The sequence below is a fragment of the Achromobacter xylosoxidans genome (genome assembly GCF_001457475.1).
Lineage (GTDB): Bacteria > Pseudomonadota > Gammaproteobacteria > Burkholderiales > Burkholderiaceae_B > Achromobacter > Achromobacter xylosoxidans.
This window is the reverse complement of record NZ_LN831029.1, coordinates 5459822-5478902: the sequence shown is the minus strand read 5'-3', so window position 1 is coordinate 5478902 and position 19081 is coordinate 5459822. Positions and strand designations below refer to the sequence as shown.

At 68.5% G+C, this 19081-nt stretch carries 21 protein-coding genes; 8 read left to right on the top strand and 13 right to left on the bottom strand.

The features are described from left to right. Positions 1-26: 26 nt before the first annotated feature. From ybeY to miaB, 3 genes are read right to left on the bottom strand one after another with little or no spacing between them, the layout of a single operon-like run. Positions 27-500 carry an rRNA maturation RNase YbeY gene (gene ybeY / locus AT699_RS24690; protein ID WP_006386657.1) on the bottom strand — a complete coding sequence of 158 codons (474 nt, stop codon included), beginning with the start codon at positions 498-500 and terminating at the stop codon, positions 27-29. Beyond that, on the bottom strand, positions 490-1515 hold the full coding sequence (locus AT699_RS24685) for a PhoH family protein (protein WP_006386656.1): 1026 nt from the start codon (positions 1513-1515) through the stop codon (positions 490-492). The genes ybeY and AT699_RS24685 overlap by 11 nt, the downstream gene beginning before the upstream one ends. After that, positions 1512-2945: a tRNA (N6-isopentenyl adenosine(37)-C2)-methylthiotransferase MiaB gene (miaB, locus tag AT699_RS24680; RefSeq protein ID WP_024070179.1), complete on the bottom strand. Its 1434-nt coding sequence runs from the start codon at positions 2943-2945 to the stop codon at positions 1512-1514. The genes AT699_RS24685 and miaB overlap by 4 nt, the downstream gene beginning before the upstream one ends. Positions 2946-3110: 165 nt before the next feature. Here miaB and AT699_RS24675 point away from each other — a divergent pair, with 165 nt between their 5' ends. Further along, positions 3111-3872, top strand: a complete 762-nt coding sequence (locus tag AT699_RS24675) for a phosphatase PAP2 family protein (RefSeq protein WP_024070178.1) — start codon at positions 3111-3113, stop codon at positions 3870-3872. A 78-nt stretch (positions 3873-3950) separates the two neighbouring features. Here the strand turns inward: AT699_RS24675 and AT699_RS24670 are convergent, their stop codons facing one another. The 7 genes from AT699_RS24670 to yajC all read right to left on the bottom strand — a co-directional run bounded on the left by AT699_RS24670 (position 3951) and on the right by yajC (position 9634). Continuing rightward, entirely contained in the window at positions 3951-4664 is a 714-nt protein-coding gene (locus AT699_RS24670) for an alanyl-tRNA editing protein (protein ID WP_024070177.1), read from the bottom strand. Between the two features lie 28 nt (positions 4665-4692). Next, a complete protein-coding gene (locus AT699_RS24665) occupies positions 4693-5370 on the bottom strand; it encodes a VOC family protein (RefSeq protein ID WP_024070176.1) in 678 nt (225 codons plus the stop codon). 90 nt (positions 5371-5460) lie between these two features. Next, complete coding sequence (locus tag AT699_RS24660) at positions 5461-5772, bottom strand: helix-turn-helix domain-containing protein (protein WP_006386651.1); 312 nt, start codon at positions 5770-5772, stop codon at positions 5461-5463. Then, complete coding sequence (locus tag AT699_RS31230) at positions 5769-6137, bottom strand: type II toxin-antitoxin system RelE/ParE family toxin (protein ID WP_006386650.1); 369 nt, start codon at positions 6135-6137, stop codon at positions 5769-5771. The genes AT699_RS24660 and AT699_RS31230 overlap by 4 nt, the downstream gene beginning before the upstream one ends. 169 nt (positions 6138-6306) lie before the next feature. Then, positions 6307-7242 (bottom strand): protein translocase subunit SecF, encoded by a 936-nt coding sequence (secF, locus tag AT699_RS24650; protein ID WP_006386649.1) that lies wholly within the window; start codon positions 7240-7242, stop codon positions 6307-6309. Positions 7243-7293: 51 nt separating this feature from the next. Further along, positions 7294-9174 (bottom strand): protein translocase subunit SecD, encoded by a 1881-nt coding sequence (secD, locus tag AT699_RS24645; protein WP_006386648.1) that lies wholly within the window; start codon positions 9172-9174, stop codon positions 7294-7296. A gap of 115 nt (positions 9175-9289) precedes the next feature. Continuing rightward, positions 9290-9634 (bottom strand): preprotein translocase subunit YajC, encoded by a 345-nt coding sequence (gene yajC / locus AT699_RS24640; protein WP_006386647.1) that lies wholly within the window; start codon positions 9632-9634, stop codon positions 9290-9292. Positions 9635-10005: 371 nt separating this feature from the next. On the opposite strand from yajC, the gene relB reads away from it, so the two are divergent. Continuing rightward, positions 10006-10302, top strand: a complete 297-nt coding sequence (gene relB, locus AT699_RS24635) for a type II toxin-antitoxin system RelB family antitoxin (protein ID WP_020926666.1) — start codon at positions 10006-10008, stop codon at positions 10300-10302. Further along, positions 10289-10570, top strand: coding sequence for a type II toxin-antitoxin system RelE/ParE family toxin (locus AT699_RS24630; protein WP_020926667.1), 282 nt, complete (start codon positions 10289-10291; stop codon positions 10568-10570). Before relB ends, AT699_RS24630 begins: the two co-directional genes overlap by 14 nt. 49 nt (positions 10571-10619) lie before the next feature. Here the strand turns inward: AT699_RS24630 and tgt are convergent, their stop codons facing one another. The 3 genes from tgt to AT699_RS24615 all read right to left on the bottom strand — a co-directional run bounded on the left by tgt (position 10620) and on the right by AT699_RS24615 (position 13877). Next, entirely contained in the window at positions 10620-11756 is a 1137-nt protein-coding gene (gene tgt / locus AT699_RS24625) for a tRNA guanosine(34) transglycosylase Tgt (RefSeq protein ID WP_024070175.1), read from the bottom strand. Next, entirely contained in the window at positions 11753-12808 is a 1056-nt protein-coding gene (gene queA / locus AT699_RS24620; protein ID WP_054442897.1) for a tRNA preQ1(34) S-adenosylmethionine ribosyltransferase-isomerase QueA, read from the bottom strand. The genes tgt and queA overlap by 4 nt, the downstream gene beginning before the upstream one ends. A 235-nt stretch (positions 12809-13043) precedes the next feature. Then, on the bottom strand, positions 13044-13877 hold the full coding sequence (locus AT699_RS24615; RefSeq protein ID WP_024070173.1) for an IclR family transcriptional regulator: 834 nt from the start codon (positions 13875-13877) through the stop codon (positions 13044-13046). Positions 13878-13998: 121 nt separating this feature from the next. Between AT699_RS24615 and AT699_RS24610 the strand changes: the two genes are divergently transcribed. The 5 genes from AT699_RS24610 (at position 13999) to upp (ending at position 19080) form a co-directional block, all read left to right on the top strand. Next, complete coding sequence (locus AT699_RS24610) at positions 13999-15012, top strand: LLM class flavin-dependent oxidoreductase (protein ID WP_024070172.1); 1014 nt, start codon at positions 13999-14001, stop codon at positions 15010-15012. 22 nt (positions 15013-15034) lie between these two features. Further along, the gene (locus AT699_RS24605) at positions 15035-15538 is read left to right on the top strand and encodes a flavin reductase family protein (protein WP_006386642.1); all 504 of its coding nucleotides are present in this window, start codon (positions 15035-15037) and stop codon (positions 15536-15538) included. A 66-nt stretch (positions 15539-15604) separates the two neighbouring features. Beyond that, on the top strand, positions 15605-16759 hold the full coding sequence (locus AT699_RS24600) for an ABC transporter substrate-binding protein (RefSeq protein WP_024070171.1): 1155 nt from the start codon (positions 15605-15607) through the stop codon (positions 16757-16759). A 111-nt stretch (positions 16760-16870) separates the two neighbouring features. Continuing rightward, complete coding sequence (gene dacB, locus AT699_RS24595) at positions 16871-18319, top strand: D-alanyl-D-alanine carboxypeptidase/D-alanyl-D-alanine endopeptidase (protein WP_035182572.1); 1449 nt, start codon at positions 16871-16873, stop codon at positions 18317-18319. 122 nt (positions 18320-18441) lie between these two features. Then, the gene (gene upp / locus AT699_RS24590; protein WP_006386639.1) at positions 18442-19080 is read left to right on the top strand and encodes a uracil phosphoribosyltransferase; all 639 of its coding nucleotides are present in this window, start codon (positions 18442-18444) and stop codon (positions 19078-19080) included. Position 19081 lies beyond the last annotated feature (1 nt).

The window sequence follows — 19081 nt, the reverse complement described above, 5'->3', positions numbered from 1 at the left end:
CTCAGGGTTGACCCCAGGCCCGTGAATCAGGCGGCAAGATAGGGATCGGCGATGCCCATGCGCGCCAGCGTGGCGGTTTCCAGCGCTTCCATGCGGCGGGCGTCGCGCGCCTTGATGTGGTCGTAGCCGAGCGAATGCAGCACGCCGTGCAGCGTCAGGTGGGCGGCGTGGTCCAGCAGCGCCTTGCGCTGCTCGCGGGCCTCGCGCACCAGCACCGGCACGCACATCACGATGTCGCCGCGCGCCACGCCCAGCGGATCGACGCCGTACTCGAAGGTCAGCACGTTGGTGGCGTAGTCGCGCTGGCGGAAGTCGCGGTTCAGGCGGCGTCCCTCGGCCGCGCCCACCAGGCGCAGGCTGAGCTCGGCGGCGCTGAATTCCACCAGGCCATCCTCGGCCGCGGCGGCCAGCGCGCGCTCGGCCCAGCGGCGCAGGCGCCAGCGCGGCAGGCGGGGTTCCTCGACCCCGTACTGGACGGACAGGGACAGTTCAGGCGTCATTTTCCGCGGCCCGGTCATAGGCATCGACGATGCGCGCCACCAGCGGATGGCGCACCACGTCGCGGCTGGTGAAGCGGGTGGTGGCGATGCCCTGCACGTCGTGCAGCACCTTGACCGCGTGCGCCAGGCCGCTTTCCTGGCCGCGCGGCAGGTCCACCTGCGACGGGTCGCCGGTGATGACGGCCTTGCTGCCGAAGCCGATGCGCGTCAGGAACATCTTCATCTGTTCCGGCGTGGTGTTCTGCGCCTCGTCCAGGATGACGAAGGCGTGGTTCAGCGTGCGGCCGCGCATGTAGGCCAGCGGGGCGATCTCGATGGTCTGCTTCTCGAACAGCCGCTGCACCTTCTCGAAGCCCATCAGGTCGTACAGGGCGTCGTACAGCGGGCGCAGGTAAGGGTCGACCTTCTGCGCCAGGTCGCCGGGCAGGAAGCCCAGGCGCTCGCCGGCCTCGACCGCCGGGCGCGTCAGCACCAGGCGTTGCACCGTGTCGCGCTCCATCGCATCGATGGCGCAGGCCACCGCCAGCCAGGTCTTGCCGGTGCCGGCCGGACCCACGCCGAAGGTGATGTCGTGCTTGAGGATGTTGTTCAGGTAGTCGCGCTGGCGCGGCGTGCGCGGCCGCAGGTCGCTGCGCTTGGTGCGCAGGGCGATGGCGTCGCTGTCGTCGTCCAGCGACGGCAGCGGATCGGCCTCGCGAACCGGCGCATCCTGCAGCTTTTCTTCCTGGCGGCCGACGCCGATCTCGACCAGCCCCAGCTGGATGTCGTCGACCGACAGGGCGCGGTGCACCGCCTGCTCGTGGAAACGGCGCAGCACGCGGCCGGCCAGTTCGGCCTTGTCGCCTTCGATGGTGACGCGGCTGCCGCGGCGCGAGAGCTTCACGCCCATGCCGTCGGCGAGCTGGCGCAGGTTCTCGTCCAGCGGGCCGCACAGGTTGGCCAGGTGGGTGTTGTCGCCGTCCAGGGTGACGACGACGGGCATGCTGCGGCGGGCGCGGGGGCGGGAAGTGGTCATTCGGCCTCTTGGGGATCGCGGTCGACGTCGGCCACGCGGGCGCGCAACGAGTTGGTGTGCGCCTCGGTGATGATGACGTCGACCATCTGTCCGATGAGCCGCGCGGGCGCGGCGAAATTGACGATGCGGTTGTTTTCGGTGCGGCCCATCAGCTCGTTCGGATCGCGCCGCGACGGGCCTTCGACCAGCAGGCGCTGGCGCGTGCCGATCATGTTGCGGGCGATGGCGGCGGCCTGCTCGTTGATCAGCGCCTGCAGGCGCTGCAGGCGGCGCAGCTTGACGTCCTGCGGGGTGTCGTCGTGCAGGTCGGCGGCCGGCGTGCCGGGGCGGCGCGAGTAGACGAACGAGAACGAGGTGTCGAAACCGACATCCTCGATCAGCTTCATGGTCTTTTCGAAGTCTTCCTCGGTTTCGCCGGGGAAGCCGACGATGAAGTCCGACGACAGCGTCAGGTCGGGACGCGCGGCGCGCAGGCGGCGCACCACCGACTTGAATTCCAGCGTGGTGTAGCCGCGCTTCATGGCCGCCAGCACGCGGTCGCTGCCGGCCTGCACCGGCAGGTGCAGGAACGACACCAGCTTGGGCAGGCGGGCGTAGGCGTCCACCATGCGCTGGGTCATTTCCTTGGGGTGCGAGGTGGTGTAGCGGATGCGTTCGATGCCGGGGATCTCGTGCACGTATTCCAGCAGCATGGCGAAATCGGCGATTTCGCCGCTGTCGCTCATGCGGCCGCGGTAGGCGTTGACGTTCTGGCCCAGCAGGGTGACTTCCTTGACGCCCTGGTCGGCCAGGTCGGCCACTTCGACCAGCACGTCGTCGAACGGACGCGAGACTTCCTCGCCGCGCGTGTACGGCACGACGCAGAAGCTGCAGTACTTGCTACAGCCTTCCATGATCGAGACGAAGGCGGTGGCGCCCTCGACCCGCGGCGGCGGCATGTTGTCGAACTTCTCGATCTCCGGGAAGCTGATGTCGACCTGCGAGCGGCCCTCGGCGCGGCGGCGCTGGATCAGGTCGGGCAGGCGGTGCAGGGTCTGCGGGCCGAACACCACGTCCACGTAGGGCGCGCGCTTGACGATGGCCTCGCCTTCCTGGCTGGCGACACAGCCGCCCACGCCGATCACCAGGTTCGGGTTGGTCTTTTTCAGGTGCTGCACGCGGCCCAGGTCGGAAAAGACCTTTTCCTGGGCCTTTTCGCGCACCGAACAGGTGTTGAACAGGATGACGTCGGCGTCTTCCGGGTTATCGGTCAGCTCCAGCCCCTGGTCGCCGCGCAGTACGTCGGCCATCTTGTCCGAGTCGTACTCGTTCATCTGGCAACCAAAGGTGCGGATGTACAGCTTGCGGGGGGCGCCGGTGGCGGGGGCGGGCGGGACGGCGGCGGCGCCGTCTTGCGCGTGGGGCACGCGCTTGAGGGAAGTTTCTTGCATGTCGGTCGCCGTGACGGGTGTAGATCCCGGGGGCAGTGGAGAGGGGAAAAGCGGAATTTTACCCCTTGCTGCAAATTTCCTTCATGCGGACGCAATGCAGGGTTACGATAGCTGGCCCTCGCCGATTCCCTTTCCGAGAACAATTATCTTTACGCGACCGGTCCGATGACGACGAATCCCTCCCTTCCGCCGGCCGCCACGCTCGCGCCCGGCGCCGCGACCGCCACGACGGACGAGTTCCGCAATCCGCTGTCGACCTCCGCCTGGCTGCTGGCCGGTCTCGGGGGGGCGCTGGTGGCCGCGGTCTGCGCCCTGTGGGTCGACCTGCCGCTGGCGATCTGGATCCGGCAATCGGTCAGCGACGGGGTCAACACCTCGTTCGAGTGGATCGGTGAAATGGGCGAAAGCGGCCGCTACATCGGCGTGGCGCTGGCGTTCTACATCGTCGGCCTGGTCGGCCTGGCGCGCGGCTGGCGCAATCCGGTGCGCATGAGCTACGCCAGCATGGCGCGCGGCAGCCTGCTGATGCTGTCGACCATGGCGGTCGGCGGGCTGGTGGTGCTGGTGCTCAAGCGCTCCGTGGCGCGGGCCCGTCCCGAGCTGTTCTTCGAGAAGGGCATCTACGGGCTGGGCGAGTCGTTCTCGCGCGCCAACCAGTTCAATTCCTTTCCGTCCAGCCACACCTATGCCGCCTTCGCCGTGGCGGTGGTGCTGGGCATCCTGGCGCCGCGCTGGCGCTGGGCCTTCCTGTCGCTGGCCGCGCTGGTGGCGACCAGCCGCCTGGTCAACCTGGACCACTACCTGTCCGACGTGTTGACCGCCGCCGCGATCGCCATCGCCGTGGGTCACCTGCTGGCGCCCCGGGTGCTCTGTAGCAAGTACCAGTGGCCGCTGCGCGCGCCGTGGCGCTGGTGGAAGAAGGGCTGAGCGCGCCGCGAGGCGCCGCCGACGGACTTCAATGAAAATGGCCGCCATGCAGGCGGCCATTTTCATTGGCGGCAAGGTTCAGGCGAACGCCACCACCACGCGGCGGTTGGTGCGGCTTTTCTTTTCGATCTTGGTGACGGTCACCGCGCCGATTTCGCCCGTGTTGGCCACGTGCGTGCCGCCACAGGGCTGGCGATCCACGCCTGGAATCTCGATGATGCGGATGCGTTCCGTGCCGGCCGGAGGCGCCGCGCCGATGGTGCGCACCAGGTCCGGCTGGGCCGCCAGCTCCTCGGGCGTGATGGCGTTGACCGTGACGTCGGTGGCGGCCGTGATCAGCGCGTTCAGGCGCTCGGTCAGGTCGGCCTTGTCCAGCGTCGACTCGGGCAGGTCGAAGTCGATGCGCGCCGAGTCGGGCGAGATGCTGCACCCCGTGACCGGCGCGGGCACCAGCGCGCCGAGCAGGTGCAGGCAGGTGTGCAGCCGCATCAGCCGGTGGCGCCGGGGCCAGTCGATGGCCACGGTGACGCGTTCGCCCACTGGTGGCGGCGCCACGCCTTCGGCCAGCACGTGCACGATGCGGCGACGCTCGTCGGCGTAGACCGTGTCGGTCAGCGCCAGCACCCGGCCGTCGGCCAGGGTCAGCGTGCCGCTGTCGCCCGCCTGGCCGCCGCTGCGGGCGTAGCAGACGGTCTGGTCCAGTTCGACGCCGTCGGCGCCGACGGCGATGACGATGGCCTCGCACTGCCGTTCATAGGGCGCGTCGTCGAAGCGCTTGCGGGTCACGCTCATGGGGAAGTCTCCGTGTCCATTGTCCGTATCAGGCCAGGGTCTTGATGCCCTGCGGGGTTTCGATGGTGGCGCGCAGGCACGGCGCGCCGTCGGCCTGTTCGACCGTGATGAGATGCTCGGCGCCCAGCCAGGCCAGCCCCTGGCGCAGCAGCGCCGCGCGCGGGTGGGTGCCGGCCAGCGCCACCAGGGTCAGCGGCTGGCGCGGCAGGCTGACGCCGGGATAGGCGTCCACATCCCACTGGATCAGCGTCGGCAGCAGGCCGTCGCCGGCCGTTGCGCCCGCTTCGCGCCAGGCCGGCAGGCTGCCGTCGTCGGGCACGGTAAGGCGCCAGCGCAGGTCGCCGCGGGTCATGGGGATGGCGGGCGCGATGCGATCGGGGTGCCGCGCCTGCCATGCGCTCAGGTCAGCGGGCGCCTCGACTCGCGCCGCCCAATGCGCCAGGAACGGCCCTTCGGCCAGGCGCGCCCGCATGGCCGGCTGGTCCAGCCCGAACCAGCGCGGCCGCTGCGGCGCGGGCGCGTCCGGGTCGATGGCGATCACTTCCAGGTACACGCCGCCCGCCATGCCCAGCACGCGGTTGTGGGTGCCCATGCGGGGATGCGCGCCGCCACCCGTCGGCGCGATGCCCAGCAGGTCGGCCACGTGGCGAGTGCCGCTGTCCAGGTCGGCGGCAGCGACGACGAGATGATCGAGAGCGAGTTTCATGAGGCCTATGGTAGCGAATACGGCGGCAGCCGTACCCGTACACCCAGTGGGCGGAGCGTCTGTACAGTGCGGGGCTGCCTCCCGCTCGTGCTAGGCCGCGACGCTGATCCCGGCAGTGTCGGATTGCCTTGCCTTGCGTACCCGTATCTCCACGTGCTGGTCCAGCGCGACCAGGGCGCGCAGCAGCCGCTCCAGCGAGATGTTCTGCAATTGGTAGCGGCGGATCTGGGAGACCTTGGGCTGGGTCATGCCGGTCAGGGCGGCAACCTGGGCCTGGGTGAGCTGGCGCTGGTCGATCAGATCGTTGAGCTTGATGGCGAGCTGCGCCTGGGTGGTCAGATCGGCGGCGTCGTCAAAGCCGAGGTCATGCAGAACATTCAGGGTGCCGGTAGTACGCGTCATGGTTGTCTCTTGTGGGGCCCATAGCGGGCCTGAACCTGTTTGAGCCGCCGGGTGATCAGGGCAATGTCGGGCCGCGGCGTGGAAACGCCCGATTTGGACTTCTTCTGGAATGCATGCAGTACATGCACGCCGTTGCCGATGCGTATCAGGTAGACGGCGCGGAACGTATCGCCCCGATGATCGTCGACCAGTTCAAACACGCCCGGCCCCAGTCCGTGCCATGGTTTGGACGCGGCCGGTCGCCGGCCCGACTGCACGATGAACAGACTCATCCCCAAGTGTTTCTGAACGGCCAGCGGGAAGGTCTGGAAGTCTTTTTTCGAGGAACCTTCCCAATACAGGGGACGAGGGAGTTCGATAAACATGAATATACCTGTTCGGATATAACTGTCAACCTCCGTGGCGACGGCTTTGGCAAAGGTATCCGCATGTAGGACGGGCGGCTATTCGTAGTGACCGAGGGCCCTGCGCCAGGCTCGTCCGCCCATAAAAAAACCCGCCACAGCGGGCGGGTCTTGCGGGGCGGGAAGCAACTCAGGCGACTTCGCCTTCCTCGCCTTCCTTCTTGACCGGCTTGACCAGGTCTTCGCGCTTGACGCCCATCCACATGGCCAGCGCGGCGGCGACGAACACCGACGAGTAGATGCCGAACCAGATGCCGATGGTCAGGGCCATGGCGAAGTAGTGCAGGGTGGGGCCGCCGAAGAACAGCATCGCCAGCACCATCATCTGGGTCGAGCCGTGGGTGATGATGGTGCGCGAGATGGTCTGCGTGATGGCGCTGTTGATGACTTCCTGCACGTCCGCCTTGCGGTACTTGCGGAAGTTCTCGCGGATCCGGTCCATGATGACCACGGATTCGTTCACCGAGTAGCCCAGCACCGCCAGCACGCCCGCCAGCACCGACAGCGAGAATTCCCACTGGAAGAAGGCGAAGAAGCCCAGGATGATGACCACGTCGTGCAGGTTGGCGATCACGCCGGCCACGGCGAACTTCCATTCGAAGCGGAAGCCCAGGTAGACCATGATGCCGATGACCACCACCAGCAGCGCCATCAGGCCGTTGTGCAGCAGTTCCTGGCCCACCTGCGGACCGACGAACTCGACGCGGCGCAGTTCCACGCCCTGGTCGGCGGCCTTGAGCGCGGCCATGACGGTTTCGCTCTGGGTGGCGGAAGTTTGGCCTTCCTGCAGGGGCAGGCGGATCATGACGTCGTGCGAGGTGCCGAAGTTCTGCACCTGGAAGTCGGTGTAGCCCAGCTTCGAGACCACGCCGCGCACGTTTTCAAGCTGCGCCGTCTGGGCGTAGTTGACTTCCATGACCGTGCCGCCGGTGAATTCGATCGACAGGTGAAAGCCGCGCGTGAGGATGAAGAAGACCGCCGCCACGAAGGTGACGAGGCTGATGATGTTCAGCACCAGCGCGTGGCGCATGAACGGGATGGTGCGGTGAATCCGGAAAAATTCCATGTTTTGCCCTGGCTATTCGGTGGCGGGCGGCATGGCCGCCCGCAAGCATGTTCAGTTGGTCTTCGGCTTCCAGACTTCGCCGATGGAGATCGACGTGAGCTTCTTCTTGCGGCCGTACCAGAGGTTGGCCAGCGCGCGCACGCCCACGACGGACGAGAACATCGAGGTCAGGATGCCCAGGCAATGGACCACCGCGAAACCGCGGATCGGGCCGGAACCGAATGCCAGCAGGGCCAGGCCGACAATCAGCGTAGTGAGGTTGGAGTCGAGAATCGTGCCCCAGGCGCGCTCGAAGCCATGGTGGATGGCCTGTTGCGGCGACGCCCCGTTGCGCAGTTCTTCGCGTATCCGCTCGTTGATCAGCACGTTCGAGTCGATCGCCATGCCCAGTGTCAGCGCGATGGCCGCGATGCCCGGCAGCGTCAGCGTGGCCTGCAGCATCGACAGCAGGGCCAGCAACAGCAGCACGTTCAGGGTCAGGCCGACGGTCGAGAACACGCCGAACAGGTGGTAGTAGATGATGATGAAGACGGCGATGGCCAGGAAGCCGTACAGCGTCGAATGGAAGCCCTTCGAGATGTTGTCGGCGCCCAGGCTCGGGCCGATGGTGCGTTCCTCGATGATCGACATCGGCGCGGCCAGCGCGCCGGCGCGCAGCAGCAGGGCGGTGTCGGCGGCTTCCTCGGAGCTCATGCTGCCCGAGATCTGCACCTGGCCGCCGGCGATTTCGCTGCGGATGACCGGGGCCGTGACCACTTCGCCCTTGCCGTTCTCGAACAGCAGGATGGCCATGCGCTTGCCGATGTTGTCGCGGGTGACGTCGCGGAAGATGCGCGCGCCCTTGGAGTCCAGCGTCAGGTGGACGGCGGCCTGCTGGGTCTGCGAATCGCGGCCGGGCTGGGCGTCCTGCAGGTTCTCACCGGTCAGGACCACCTGGCGGCGCACCAGGATCGGGCGACCGTCGCGGTCGGAGTAGCGCTCCAGGCCGAACGGCACCGAGCCGCCCAGCAGCGCGGCCTGCGCGGCGGGCGAATCGTCGACCATGCGGATTTCGAGGGTGGCGGTGCGGCCCAGCAGTTCCTTGGCCTTGGCCACGTCCTGCACGCCGGGCAGCTGCACCACGATGCGGTCCGAACCCTGCTGCTGGATGACCGGCTCGGCCACGCCCAGTTCGTTGATCCGGTTGTGCAGCGTGTTGATGTTCTGCTTGAGCGCCGAGTCCTGCACGCGGGTGACCGCGGCCGGGTTCAGCGCGCCCAGCAGCAGCAGCTTGCCGTTTTCTTCGCTTTCGGTGAATTCCAGGTCGGGCAGGCGGCTGCGCAGCGTCGAGATGGCGCGGTCGCGGTCCTGCGCGTTGGCGAAGCTGGCGGCCACGCTCATGCCCGAGCGCTCGACGCCGGCCACGTTGACCTTCTGGTCGCGCAGCACCGAGCGCACGTCGGCGGCCAGCGAATCGTAGCGGGCGGTCAGGGCGCCCTGCATGTCCACTTGCAGCAGGAAGTGCACGCCGCCGCGCAGGTCCAGGCCCAGGTACATGGGCTTGGGGGCGAACCAGCCCAGTGCGCGCATCCAGGTGGGCGAGGCCGGCAGCAGGTTCAGCGCCACGGTGTAGTGCGGGTCGCCCTGGACGGTATTGAGGGATTTGTCGATCAGGTCGCGCGCCTGCAGTTGCAGGTCGGTCGAGGTGAAGCGGGCGCGCACGGTGCCGAGCGTGCCGTTCTGTTCGTAGTAGACCCCTTCATTGGGGATCTTGGCGTCGGTCAGGATCTGCTCGACCCGGCTCAGCATGGCCGGATCCACCTTGATGGTGGCCTTGGCGCTGGAAACCTGGACGGCGGGCGACTCGCCGTAGAAATTGGGAAGCGTATACAGCAGGCCGATAAGGACCGCAATCAGGACCGTAATGTACTTCCAGAGGGGATAGCGGTTCATTGCCGGCTACGTCATGTAAGAGTGGAGAAAAGGCCGCCCGGGCGGCTGGCGCGACGGGCGGCGGGGCGGCTGCCGTCGGACCCCGGGGCCCGGCGGCGGAGCTCCTATGGGACGCTTACAGGGCCTTGATGGTTCCCTTGGGCAGAACGGTCGACACCGACGACTTCTGCATGATGATCTCGACCGGCTTGTCGGCCAGTTCCGAGACTTCGACGGTGACGTAGCTGTCGTTCACCTTGGTGACCTTGCCCAGCATGCCGCCGGCGGTGACGACTTCGTCGCCCTTGGCCAGGGCGGCGATCAGGTTGCGGTGTTCCTTCTGGCGCTTCATCTGGGGACGGATCATCAGGAAATAGAGGATCACGAACATCAGGATGATGGGCAGCATGCCCATCAGCGCATTGCCTTCGGGGGCGGCGGCCTGGGCCACGACGAGGCTGGCGGTATCGATAGCGGACATGTAATTCTCCTGCGTTTGGTCTGTTTGGGTTTGTTTATATCGTGCTGTCGACGATCTTGTTCTGCGCCCATCCCCGCGCGAGCCATGGATAGGGCAAGCCGACTATTGTAGCGAGGTTTAGGGGCCCCCACGCCGCGCGCGCGTGGTGCGCTGGCTGCCCCCGAGGGGGCTGCCCCGCCTTGGGGCGGCCCGGCGGCGGGGCGGCCGTTCTGGCGTAGGGGGTCGTCCTGTGCGCAGTGATGAGGGCGGAAACGCGAAACAAAAGTCCTTATTCGGGTTCTCCCGGTATGGGTGGACGCAAAATGCGCGGTTGGTGGCAGGAAAGTATCTCAATTGAGATACACTGGCCCGACACTATTGCAGGAATCGCCATGCCCCAGACCTCGATGCTCCACGTCCGCGTGGACGACAAGCTCAAAGCCGACGCCACCGAAAAGCTGGCCGAATTCGGCCTGACGATTTCCGACGCCGTGCGCATCCTGCTCACGCGGGTGGCCAAGGAGGGCGGCCTGCCCGCCGGGTTGACCACCGATGCCCAGGCGCACGACGCGTGGTTCCGCGCCAAAGTCCAGGAAGCCCTGGCCGATACGGGGCCGGCGGTGCCGCACCAGCAGGTCATGGATGAAGCCCAGGCGCTGATCGACAGGAAGCGCCGTGCCCGCAGTTGAATGGTCGTCCGCCGCCCGGGCCGACCTGTTGGCCATAGTCGACTACATATCAGATGACAATCCAGACGCTGCCCAGCGTCTGAAAGACGATATTGAAACGAAGGCGGCGCAACTGCCCGCCCGTCCCGCGCTGTACCGCCCCGGAAGGATCGCCGGTACCCGCGAAATGGTCGTTCGCGCGAATTACATCATCGTGTATGCGGCGGATGCGCTGGCCGTGCGGATCCTGCGCATCTTGCATGCCGCGCAGCAATGGCCGCCGCAGTGATTCTCTCGTTGCGCCGCTGAGCGCGAACCGCGAGCGGCACAGCGCCCCGCTACTCCACCCCGCGCGCCCGGTCGGCCGCGAACTGCGCGCGCCAGGCGTCGAAGCGGCCCTCGGCGATGGCCTCGCGCATTTCCTTCATGATGGTCAGGTAGAAATGCAGGTTGTGCAGCGTGTTCAGGCGCGCGCCGGTGATCTCGTTGGCGCGCTGCAGGTGATGCAGGTAGGCGCGCGAGAAGTTGGCGCAGGTGTGGCAGGCGCAGCTCGGGTCCAGCGGGCGGGTGTCGTCGCGGTACTTGGCGTTGCGGATCTTGACGTCGCCGAAGCGGGTGAACAGCCAGCCGTTGCGGGCGTTGCGGGTCGGCATGACGCAGTCGAACATGTCGACGCCGCGGCTCACGCCCTCGACCAGGTCTTCCGGCGTGCCCACGCCCATCAGGTAGCGCGGCGCCTGGGCCGGCAGCTTGGGCGTCACGTGCGCCAGGATGCGCATCATGTCTTCCTTGGGCTCGCCCACCGACAGGCCGCCGATGGCGTAGCCGTGGAAACCGATGTCCTGCAGGCCGGCCAGGGACTCGTCGCGCAGCGATTCGTACATGCCGCCCTGCACGATGCCGAACAGCGCGTTGGGGTTCTGCAGCCGGTCGAATTCCTCGCGCGAGCGGCGCGCCCAGCGCAGCGACATGCGCATCGAGCGGGCCGCTTCCTCGATGGTCGCGGGGCGGCCGTCTATCTCGTAGGGCGTGCACTCGTCGAACACCATGACGATGTCCGAGTTCAGCGAGCGCTGGATGCGCATCGATTCCTCGGGCGTCAGGAACAGGCGGGCGCCGTCGATGGGCGAGGCGAACTTCACGCCTTCCTCGGTGATCTTGCGCATGCCCTGCAGGCTGAACACCTGGAAGCCGCCCGAGTCGGTCAGGATCGGCTTGTCCCACTGCATGAAGCCGTGCAGGCCGCCATGCTTTTCCATGATGTCCGTGCCCGGGCGCAGCCACAGGTGGAAGGTGTTGCCCAGCACGATCTGCGCGCCGATGTCCTTCAGTTCGTGCGGCATCATGGCCTTGACGCTGCCATAGGTGCCCACGGGCATGAAGATGGGTGTTTCCACCACGCCATGGTTGAGCGTGATGCGGCCGCGGCGGGCGCCGCCGTCGGTGGCAAGCAGTTCGAAATTCAGTCCGGTCATGGGGCGGGGGATTCGATGAACATGGCGTCGCCGTAGCTGAAGAAGCGGTAGCGCTGGGCCACGGCGTGGGCGTAGGCGCGGCGGATCGGCTCGACGCCGGCCAGCGCCGACACCAGCATCAGCAGGGTCGACTGGGGCAGGTGGAAGTTGGTGACCAGGGCGTCGATGACGCGGTACTGGTAGCCGGGGGTGATGAACAGGCGCGTGTCGCCTTGGGCGGCGGCCAGCGGCAGGCCGGGGGCGGTGCGGCCCTCGGTCTGGGCGGCGGCCGATTCCAGGGCGCGCACGCTGGTGGTGCCGACCGCGATCACGCGGCCGCCGCGGGCGCGCGTTGCGGCGATGGCGTCCACCGTGGCCTGCGGCACGGTGAACCATTCGGCGTGCATGACGTGGTCGGCCAGGTTGTCCACGCGCACCGGCTGGAAGGTGCCGGCGCCCACGTGCAGCGTGACGAAGGCGCGCTCCACGCCCTGCGCCGCCAGGCGGTCCAGGGTGGGCTGGTCGAAGTGCAGGCCGGCGGTCGGCGCCGCCACGGCGCCCGGTTCGCGGGCGTAGACGGTCTGGTAGCGGTCGTCGTCGCCGGCGTCGGCGGCGTGCGTGATGTAGGGCGGCAGCGGCGTCGCGCCGTGCGCGTCCAGCAATTCCAGCACCGGCCCGGGGAAGCGGATGTCGAACAGCTCGCCCTCGCGGCCCAGCACCGTGGCGTCGAAGGCGTCGGCCAGCCGCAGCACCATGCCGGCGCCGGGCGACTTGCTGGCGCGCACGTGCGCCAGCGCGCGGTCGGTGTCGGTGATGCGCTCGACCAGCACCTCGACCTTGCCGCCGGTGATCTTGTGGCCGGCCAGGCGCGCCTTGATGACGCGGGTGTCGTTGAACACCAGCAGGTCGCCGGGGCGCAACAGCCCCTCCAGGTCGGCGAACTGGCGGTCATGCAGCTGGCTGGCGCCGTCCAGGTGCAGCAGGCGGCTGCCCGTGCGCTGGGCGGCGGGTGTCTGCGCGATGAGCTCGGGAGGCAGCTCGTAGTCGAAATCGGAAACGGTAAGGGCTTGCACGCGGGTATCGGTATCAGGGGCGGGCGCGGCCTGGGCCGGCCGCCGGGCCGCCGGATGGGGCGGCGGCAAAAAAGCGAGCCGGACCTGTCGGCACGGCTCTGGGCAACTGTCTATTGTAAAGGGGCTGGCGAAAAGGGCGGGGCGGCCGGCGACGGCGGCGCCCGCGCAAGCGAGGACGGCAGGACGGGAGCGAGCGATTTTCAGGGGAAGGTGCGCCGGGGGCTGGCGCGGCGACTTAGCGCCCGCCGCGCCAGCCGAGCCGGCGCGAGCAGTCGGCCGCGGCCGCCATCAGCGCCCGCAGCGGCGCGCCGTCCGGCGCCAGGTCGAAGCCGCCGTGCAGTCCCAACCCGGTGATGGCGCCGGCCAGCTGGCCTTGCGCGTCCAGCACCGGCAGGGCGGCCGAGTCGATGCCGTGCAGCAGGTGGCCGCTGACGCTGGCGTAGCCGCGCTGGCGCGTGGCCTGCCAGCGCGCCCGCAGCGCGGCGGCGGGGTCGGCAGGATCCAGCGGCAGCCCGCCAGCGGCCGGATCGTCCAGCAGTTGCGCGGTGTCGGCGCCCTGGCGCCGCGCCGCGTCCCATTCGGCCAGTGCGCGCGGCAGCGCCAGCGGCTCCGGCAGCCAGGCCGCGAAGACGCGCCCGGTGGCGCTGTTGAGCAGCGGCAGCACCGAACCCACGCGCACGTTGACCGTGACCGGCAGCCGCGCGTCGCGCCACTGGACGATGGTGGGACCGTGCTGGCCCCAGACCGAGAGGAAGACGGTCTGGCCGATGGCGGCGCTCAGGTCTTCCAGGCAGCCGGCCGCCACTTTGACGAAATCCACCTCGGCCAGCGCCGCCAGCCCGGTGTGCAGCGCCTGCGGCCCGAGCCGGTAGCGGGCGCTGGCCGGATCCTGCTCGACGTAGCCGCGCCGCTCCAGCGACACCAGGTAGCGGTGCGCCTTGGCGCGCGGCATGTCCAGGCTGCGGCCCAGTTCCGACACCGACACGGCGCCGCCCAGCTCGGCCAGCCGGGTCAGGACGTCCAGGGCGATTTCGGCGGACTGGATCCCGGTGCTGCTATCTGTTGACATCAGTTCGTCTCTTATTAGAATACGTGTATCACTAAAAAATACATCAGCGTGCCGTGGCGGACAACCATCCGGGCCGGAAGACCGATTCGGGGGCGCGAGCGGACAAAGACGGAGACAAGCAATGAAGATGTCCATCTTCTCGGTGCAGGACCACTACCCCGACCAGCCCCGCAGCCTGGGCCAGCTCTACAGCCAGGTGCTGGAGCAGGCGCGCCGCGCCGAACAGCTGGGCTACGACACCTTCTGGGTGGCCGAGCACCACTTCCATGAATACGGCGCGGTGCCGAACCCGGCGGTGTTCCTGGCGGCGCTGTCGCAGCAGACGACGCGGCTGCGGCTGGGCACCGCGATCTCCATCCTCACCTTCCACAACCCGCTGACGGTGGCGGAAAACTATGCCCTGGTGGACCAGCTTTCGCAAGGCAGGCTGTCGCTGGGCGTGGGCTCGGGCTACCTGAAGCACGAGTTCGAGGGCTACGCCGTCGATCCGGCCACCAAGCGCGAGCGCTTCGACGAGAACCTGATGCTGGTCGAGCGCCTGCTGGCCGGCGAGCGCGTCAGCCACGAAGGCAAGTTCAACCGCATCCACGAGGTGCGCCTGAACGTGCAGCCGGTGCAGCAGCCGGTGCCCGTCTACGTGGCGATCCTGCGCCGCGAGGCCGCCTACCACGTCGGCCGCCAGGGCCGCCGCATGCTGTTCGTGCCGTACGCGGCGGTGGACAACTTCGAAGAGATCGGCCTGATGATGCAGGACTACCGCCGCGGCCTGGCCGAGGCCGGCATCGAGGATGCCACGGGCATGGCGGCGGTGGCGCTGCACACCCACGTGGCCGAGACCGACGACGAGGCCCGCGAACGCGCCGCCCGCGCCTTCGACCTGTACGTGGACACCCGGCTGTACGCGCGCAAGCAGGTCTACGACGACATCATCGCCAGCGGCCTGTCGCTGTTCGGCTCGCCCCGCACCGTGGCCGACAAGCTGGCGCGGCTGGCCGACATGGGCCTGGACCACGTGATGAGCCTGCACAACTTCGGCCTGATGCCGCAGGACCTCGTGCTGGACTCGATGCAGCGGTTGATGGCCGAGGCCATGCCGCTGTCGGGCGTGCGCCCGGCCAGCACGGTGCCGGCCTGAGCGGCGGCCGCGGGGAAGCCGCATGCCTGCCAGCGACGATCTCAGCCCGCTTCGTCTGCGCCGGGCGCTGGGGCGCTACGCCACCGGCGTCACGGTGGTGACCGCCGCGGGCGCCGACGGGCCGATCGGCCTCACGGTCAACTCCTTCGCGCCCGTCTCGCTGGAGCCGCCGCTGGTGCTGTGGAGCCTGCGCCGCGCCAGCATCCACTACGCCGACTTCACCACCCGGGGCGGCTTCGCCATCCATGTGCTGGGGGCGCCGCAGCGCGACCTGGCGCGGGTGTTCTCGCAACCCGTGGCGGACCGCTATGCCGGGCTGGACTGGTATGCCACCGAGGACGGCATCCCCGTGTTCGACGCCTGCGCCGCCCGCTTCGAGTGCGCCACCCGCCAGGTGCTGGAAGTGGGCGACCACGCCGTGCTGATCGGCGAGGTGCGGCGCCTGCACGCGCCGGACGACCACGGCGGCGCCCTGGTTTTCCATGACGGCGCTTTCCTGTCGCACCGGGGGGATCCCGTCGTATAACGCTTTCTACGCCGTAGCGGATCGGCAAGACGCATAACGATATCCGCGCCCCAAAGGAGATACCGCATGACCCCTCGTAGCACTCTGACGGCCGCGTTGGCGGCCCTGCTGGTCGCGGGCGCCGCGCCCGCGCTGGCGCAGGTGAAGATCGGCGCCACCCTGTCCACCACCGGCCCCCAGGCGTCCCTGGGCATTCCCGAACGCAACACCATCGGCCTGCTGCCCACCGAGATCGGCGGCGTCAAGGTCGAATACGTGGTGCTGGACGACGCCTCCGACACGACCCGCGCGGTCAGCAATTCGCACAAGCTGATCTCCGAGAACAAGGTCGACCTGATCGTCGGCTCGACCACCACCCCCAACACCATGGCCATGCTGGACACGGTGGCCAGCGGCGCAACGCCGGTGATCACGCTGGCCTCGTCGGCGCGCCTGATCGATCCGGTGGACGACAAGCGCCGCTGGGTCTTCAAGACGCCGCATTCCGATTCCCTGATGGCCGAGGGCATCGCCCGCCACGCCGCCGCCAATGGCGTCAAGAAGCTGGCCTTCATCGGCTTCAACAACGCCCTGGGCGAGACTTTCTGGGTGGAAGTGGAAAAGGCCGCCAAGCAGCACGGCATCGAGATCGTCGGCAAGGAAAGCTTCGCGCCCACCGACACCTCGGCGGTGGCGCAGACGCTGAAGCTGGTCGGCGCCGCCCCGGACGCGGTGGTGGTGGGCGCCTCCGGCACGCCGGCGGCGATGCCGGCGCGCTCGCTGCGCGAACGCGGCTTCAAGGGCAAGATCTACTTCAACCACGGCGTGGCCAACAACGACTTCCTGCGCGTCTGCGGCGCGGCCTGCGACGGCGCCTGGGTGCCGGTGGGGCCGGTGATGGTGGCCGACCTGCTGCCGGACACCCATCCGGTCAAGGCCACGGCCCAGGCCTTCGCCAAAAAGTACGAGGCCGCCAACGGCGCGGGCAGCGTGTCGCTGTTCGCCGCCTACACCTGGGACGTCGGCCTGCTGCTGCAGCAGGCCGTGCCGGTGGCGCTGAAAAAGGCCAAGCCCGGCACCGCGGAATTCCGCGCGGCGCTGCGCGACGCCCTGGAGAACGTCAAGAACCTGCCGACCGCCACCGGCGTGGTCAACATGGGCGCCACCGACCACAACGGCCTGGACGAGCGCGCCCTGGTCATGGCGACCGTGGCCGGCGGCAAGTGGAAATTGCAGCAGTAGTGCCACGGCGAAGGCGGCCGGCGCCGGCGTCCGGCCCGTGTCGCCGCCCGTAACCGTCCCAGGTTTTGTATGCTCACGGTTTTGCAGGACGAGCAACCGGGTGGACAGGGCATGACGGGACTAGGGAAAAAGCGTGTGGGCGGGCCGCGGCAATGGCTGGCCGGTGGACTGCTGGCCCTGGCCGCCGGCGCCGCCTGCGCCCAGGTGCCAGGCCTGCCGCCCAGCGTGGTCAACGCCTGGAAGGCCAGCAAGCTGCCGGACAGTTCGCTGTCGCTGGTGGTGCAGGAAGTCGGCGGCCCGCGCCTGGCGGCCCTGAACGCCAAGGAAGCGCGCAATCCGGCCTCGGTGATGAAGCTGGTCACGACCTGGGCGGCGCTGTCCGAACTGGGCCCCAACTACGTCTGGCGCACCGCCTTCATGACCGAGCCGGGCGCCCGGCCCGACGCCAAGGGCGTGCTGCCGGGGCCGCTCTACCTGCGCGCCGGCGGCGATCCGCAATTCCTGATGCAGGACCTGTGGGTGTTGCTGCGTGAACTGCGCCTGCGCGGCGTCAAGCAGATCAACGACCTGGTGATCGACCGCAGCATCTTCGGCCAGGTCGCCACCGACCCCGGCGCCTTCGACGGCGCGCCCGACCGCGCCTACAACGCCAGCCCCGACGCCCTGATGGTGGGCTTTGGCGCCGTGCGCATCCTGTTCACCCCCGATCCCGCCGCCAACAAGTGGGTGCCGCTGATCGACCCGCCGCTGCCCGGTTTGAAGATCGAGGGCCGGGTCGAATGGAGCGATGCCCGTTGCCCGGGCGCGCCGGTGGTCACCACCGATCCGGTCATCACCCAGCAGGGCGTGACCCTGCGCGTGGGCGGCAAGGTGGCCGGCTCCTGCGGTGAATTCGACCTGTACCGGCTGGCGCTGTCGCAGACCGACTACGCCACCGAGCTGTTCCGCCTGCTGTGGAAGGAACTGGGCGGCACCTTCAAGGGCCAGGTGCGCGCCGGCATGGTGCCTGGCGATGCCGTGGTGCTGGCCTCGCACGATTCGCCGACGCTGGCCGAGGTGATCCGCCAGATCAACAAGCGCAGCAACAACGTCATGGCGCGCACGCTGCTGCTGACCCTGGGCGCGGAAAAGGGCCGCCGGCCGGCCACCGTGGCCAGCAGCGGCGCCGTGGCCAAGGACCTGCTGGCGCGGCAAGGCCTGGACATGCCCGAACTGGTGATCGACAACGGCGCGGGCCTGTCGCGCGACGCGCGGGTCTCGGCCGACAGCCTGGCCTCGATGCTGACCCTGGCCTGGAATTCCCCCGTCATGCCGGAGTACATTTCATCCCTCGCGATCGCGGGCGTCGACGGCACGGTGCGGCGCCGCATGAAAGGCGATGGCACCCTGGGCATGGCCCACCTGAAAACCGGCTCGCTGCGCGACGTGCGCTCGATCGCCGGCTACGTGCTGGGCGCCAGCGGCAAGCGCTACGTGGTGGTCAGCATCGTCAACCACGAGCAGGCCGGCGCCGTGCGGGCCTTCGACGACGCCCTGATCGCCTGGCTGGCCGAACAATAAAGGTTGACGCGGCCCCCTGCATCCTCCTGCCAAACCGATTACGATTCTCGGGCGTGCGCCATGTTGTGGCGGCGCCTGAGGCGAACCAACCCTGCTTATCAATATTCTGGAGATTTACGCACATGCCCGTGCACGAAATCCGCCATCCGCTGATCCGCCACAAGCTCGGGATCATGCGCCGCGCCGACCTCAGTACCAAGAGCTTCCGTGAACTGTCGCAGGAAGTGGGCGCGCTGCTCACTTACGAAGCGTCCAAGGACCTGCCGCTGGCGCCCGCCACCGTCGAAGGCTGGTGTGGCGCCGTGCAGGTCGAGAAGATCGCCGGCAAGAAAGTCACCGTGGTGCCCATCCTGCGCGCCGGCATCGGCATGCTGGACGGCGTGCTCAGCCTGATCCCCGGCGCCAAGGTCAGCGTGGTGGGCGTGGCCCGCAACGAAGAGACGCTCGAAGCGCACACCTACCTGGAACGCCTGGTGGGCGAACTGGACCAGCGCCTGGCGCTGATCGTCGATCCGATGCTGGCCACCGGCGGCTCCATGGTCGCCGCCATCGACCTGCTCAAGCGCGCCGGCTGCAAGGAAATCCGCGCGCTGGTGCTGGTGGCCGCGCCGGTCGGCATCGACGCGGTGCTGTCCAAGCACCCGGACGTGCATATCTACACCGCGTCCATCGACGACGGCCTGAACGAGCACGGCTACATCATGCCGGGCCTGGGCGACGCCGGCGACCGCATCTTCGGCACCACCCAGAAGACCGACTGAG

Bases quoted from the DNA above. Each gene is read 5' to 3' on its own strand.
- AT699_RS24600 (WP_024070171.1), top strand. From the start codon at position 15,605: ATGACCCCTCGTAGCACTCTGACGGCCGCGTTGGCGGCCCTGCTGGTC.
- ybeY (WP_006386657.1), bottom strand. From the start codon at position 500: ATGACGCCTGAACTGTCCCTGTCCGTCCAGTACGGGGTCGAGGAACCC.
- dacB (WP_035182572.1), top strand. From the start codon at position 16,871: ATGACGGGACTAGGGAAAAAGCGTGTGGGCGGGCCGCGGCAATGGCTG.
- AT699_RS24685 (WP_006386656.1), bottom strand. From the start codon at position 1,515: ATGACCACTTCCCGCCCCCGCGCCCGCCGCAGCATGCCCGTCGTCGTC.
- AT699_RS31230 (WP_006386650.1), bottom strand. From the start codon at position 6,137: ATGTTTATCGAACTCCCTCGTCCCCTGTATTGGGAAGGTTCCTCGAAA.
- secF (WP_006386649.1), bottom strand. From the start codon at position 7,242: ATGGAATTTTTCCGGATTCACCGCACCATCCCGTTCATGCGCCACGCG.
- tgt (WP_024070175.1), bottom strand. From the start codon at position 11,756: ATGACCGGACTGAATTTCGAACTGCTTGCCACCGACGGCGGCGCCCGC.
- AT699_RS24615 (WP_024070173.1), bottom strand. From the start codon at position 13,877: ATGTCAACAGATAGCAGCACCGGGATCCAGTCCGCCGAAATCGCCCTG.
- secD (WP_006386648.1), bottom strand. From the start codon at position 9,174: ATGAACCGCTATCCCCTCTGGAAGTACATTACGGTCCTGATTGCGGTC.
- AT699_RS24610 (WP_024070172.1), top strand. From the start codon at position 13,999: ATGAAGATGTCCATCTTCTCGGTGCAGGACCACTACCCCGACCAGCCC.
- AT699_RS24665 (WP_024070176.1), bottom strand. From the start codon at position 5,370: ATGAAACTCGCTCTCGATCATCTCGTCGTCGCTGCCGCCGACCTGGAC.
- yajC (WP_006386647.1), bottom strand. From the start codon at position 9,634: ATGTCCGCTATCGATACCGCCAGCCTCGTCGTGGCCCAGGCCGCCGCC.
- AT699_RS24605 (WP_006386642.1), top strand. From the start codon at position 15,035: ATGCCTGCCAGCGACGATCTCAGCCCGCTTCGTCTGCGCCGGGCGCTG.
- miaB (WP_024070179.1), bottom strand. From the start codon at position 2,945: ATGCAAGAAACTTCCCTCAAGCGCGTGCCCCACGCGCAAGACGGCGCC.
- AT699_RS24675 (WP_024070178.1), top strand. From the start codon at position 3,111: ATGACGACGAATCCCTCCCTTCCGCCGGCCGCCACGCTCGCGCCCGGC.
- AT699_RS24670 (WP_024070177.1), bottom strand. From the start codon at position 4,664: ATGAGCGTGACCCGCAAGCGCTTCGACGACGCGCCCTATGAACGGCAG.
- upp (WP_006386639.1), top strand. From the start codon at position 18,442: ATGCCCGTGCACGAAATCCGCCATCCGCTGATCCGCCACAAGCTCGGG.
- AT699_RS24660 (WP_006386651.1), bottom strand. From the start codon at position 5,772: ATGACGCGTACTACCGGCACCCTGAATGTTCTGCATGACCTCGGCTTT.
- relB (WP_020926666.1), top strand. From the start codon at position 10,006: ATGCCCCAGACCTCGATGCTCCACGTCCGCGTGGACGACAAGCTCAAA.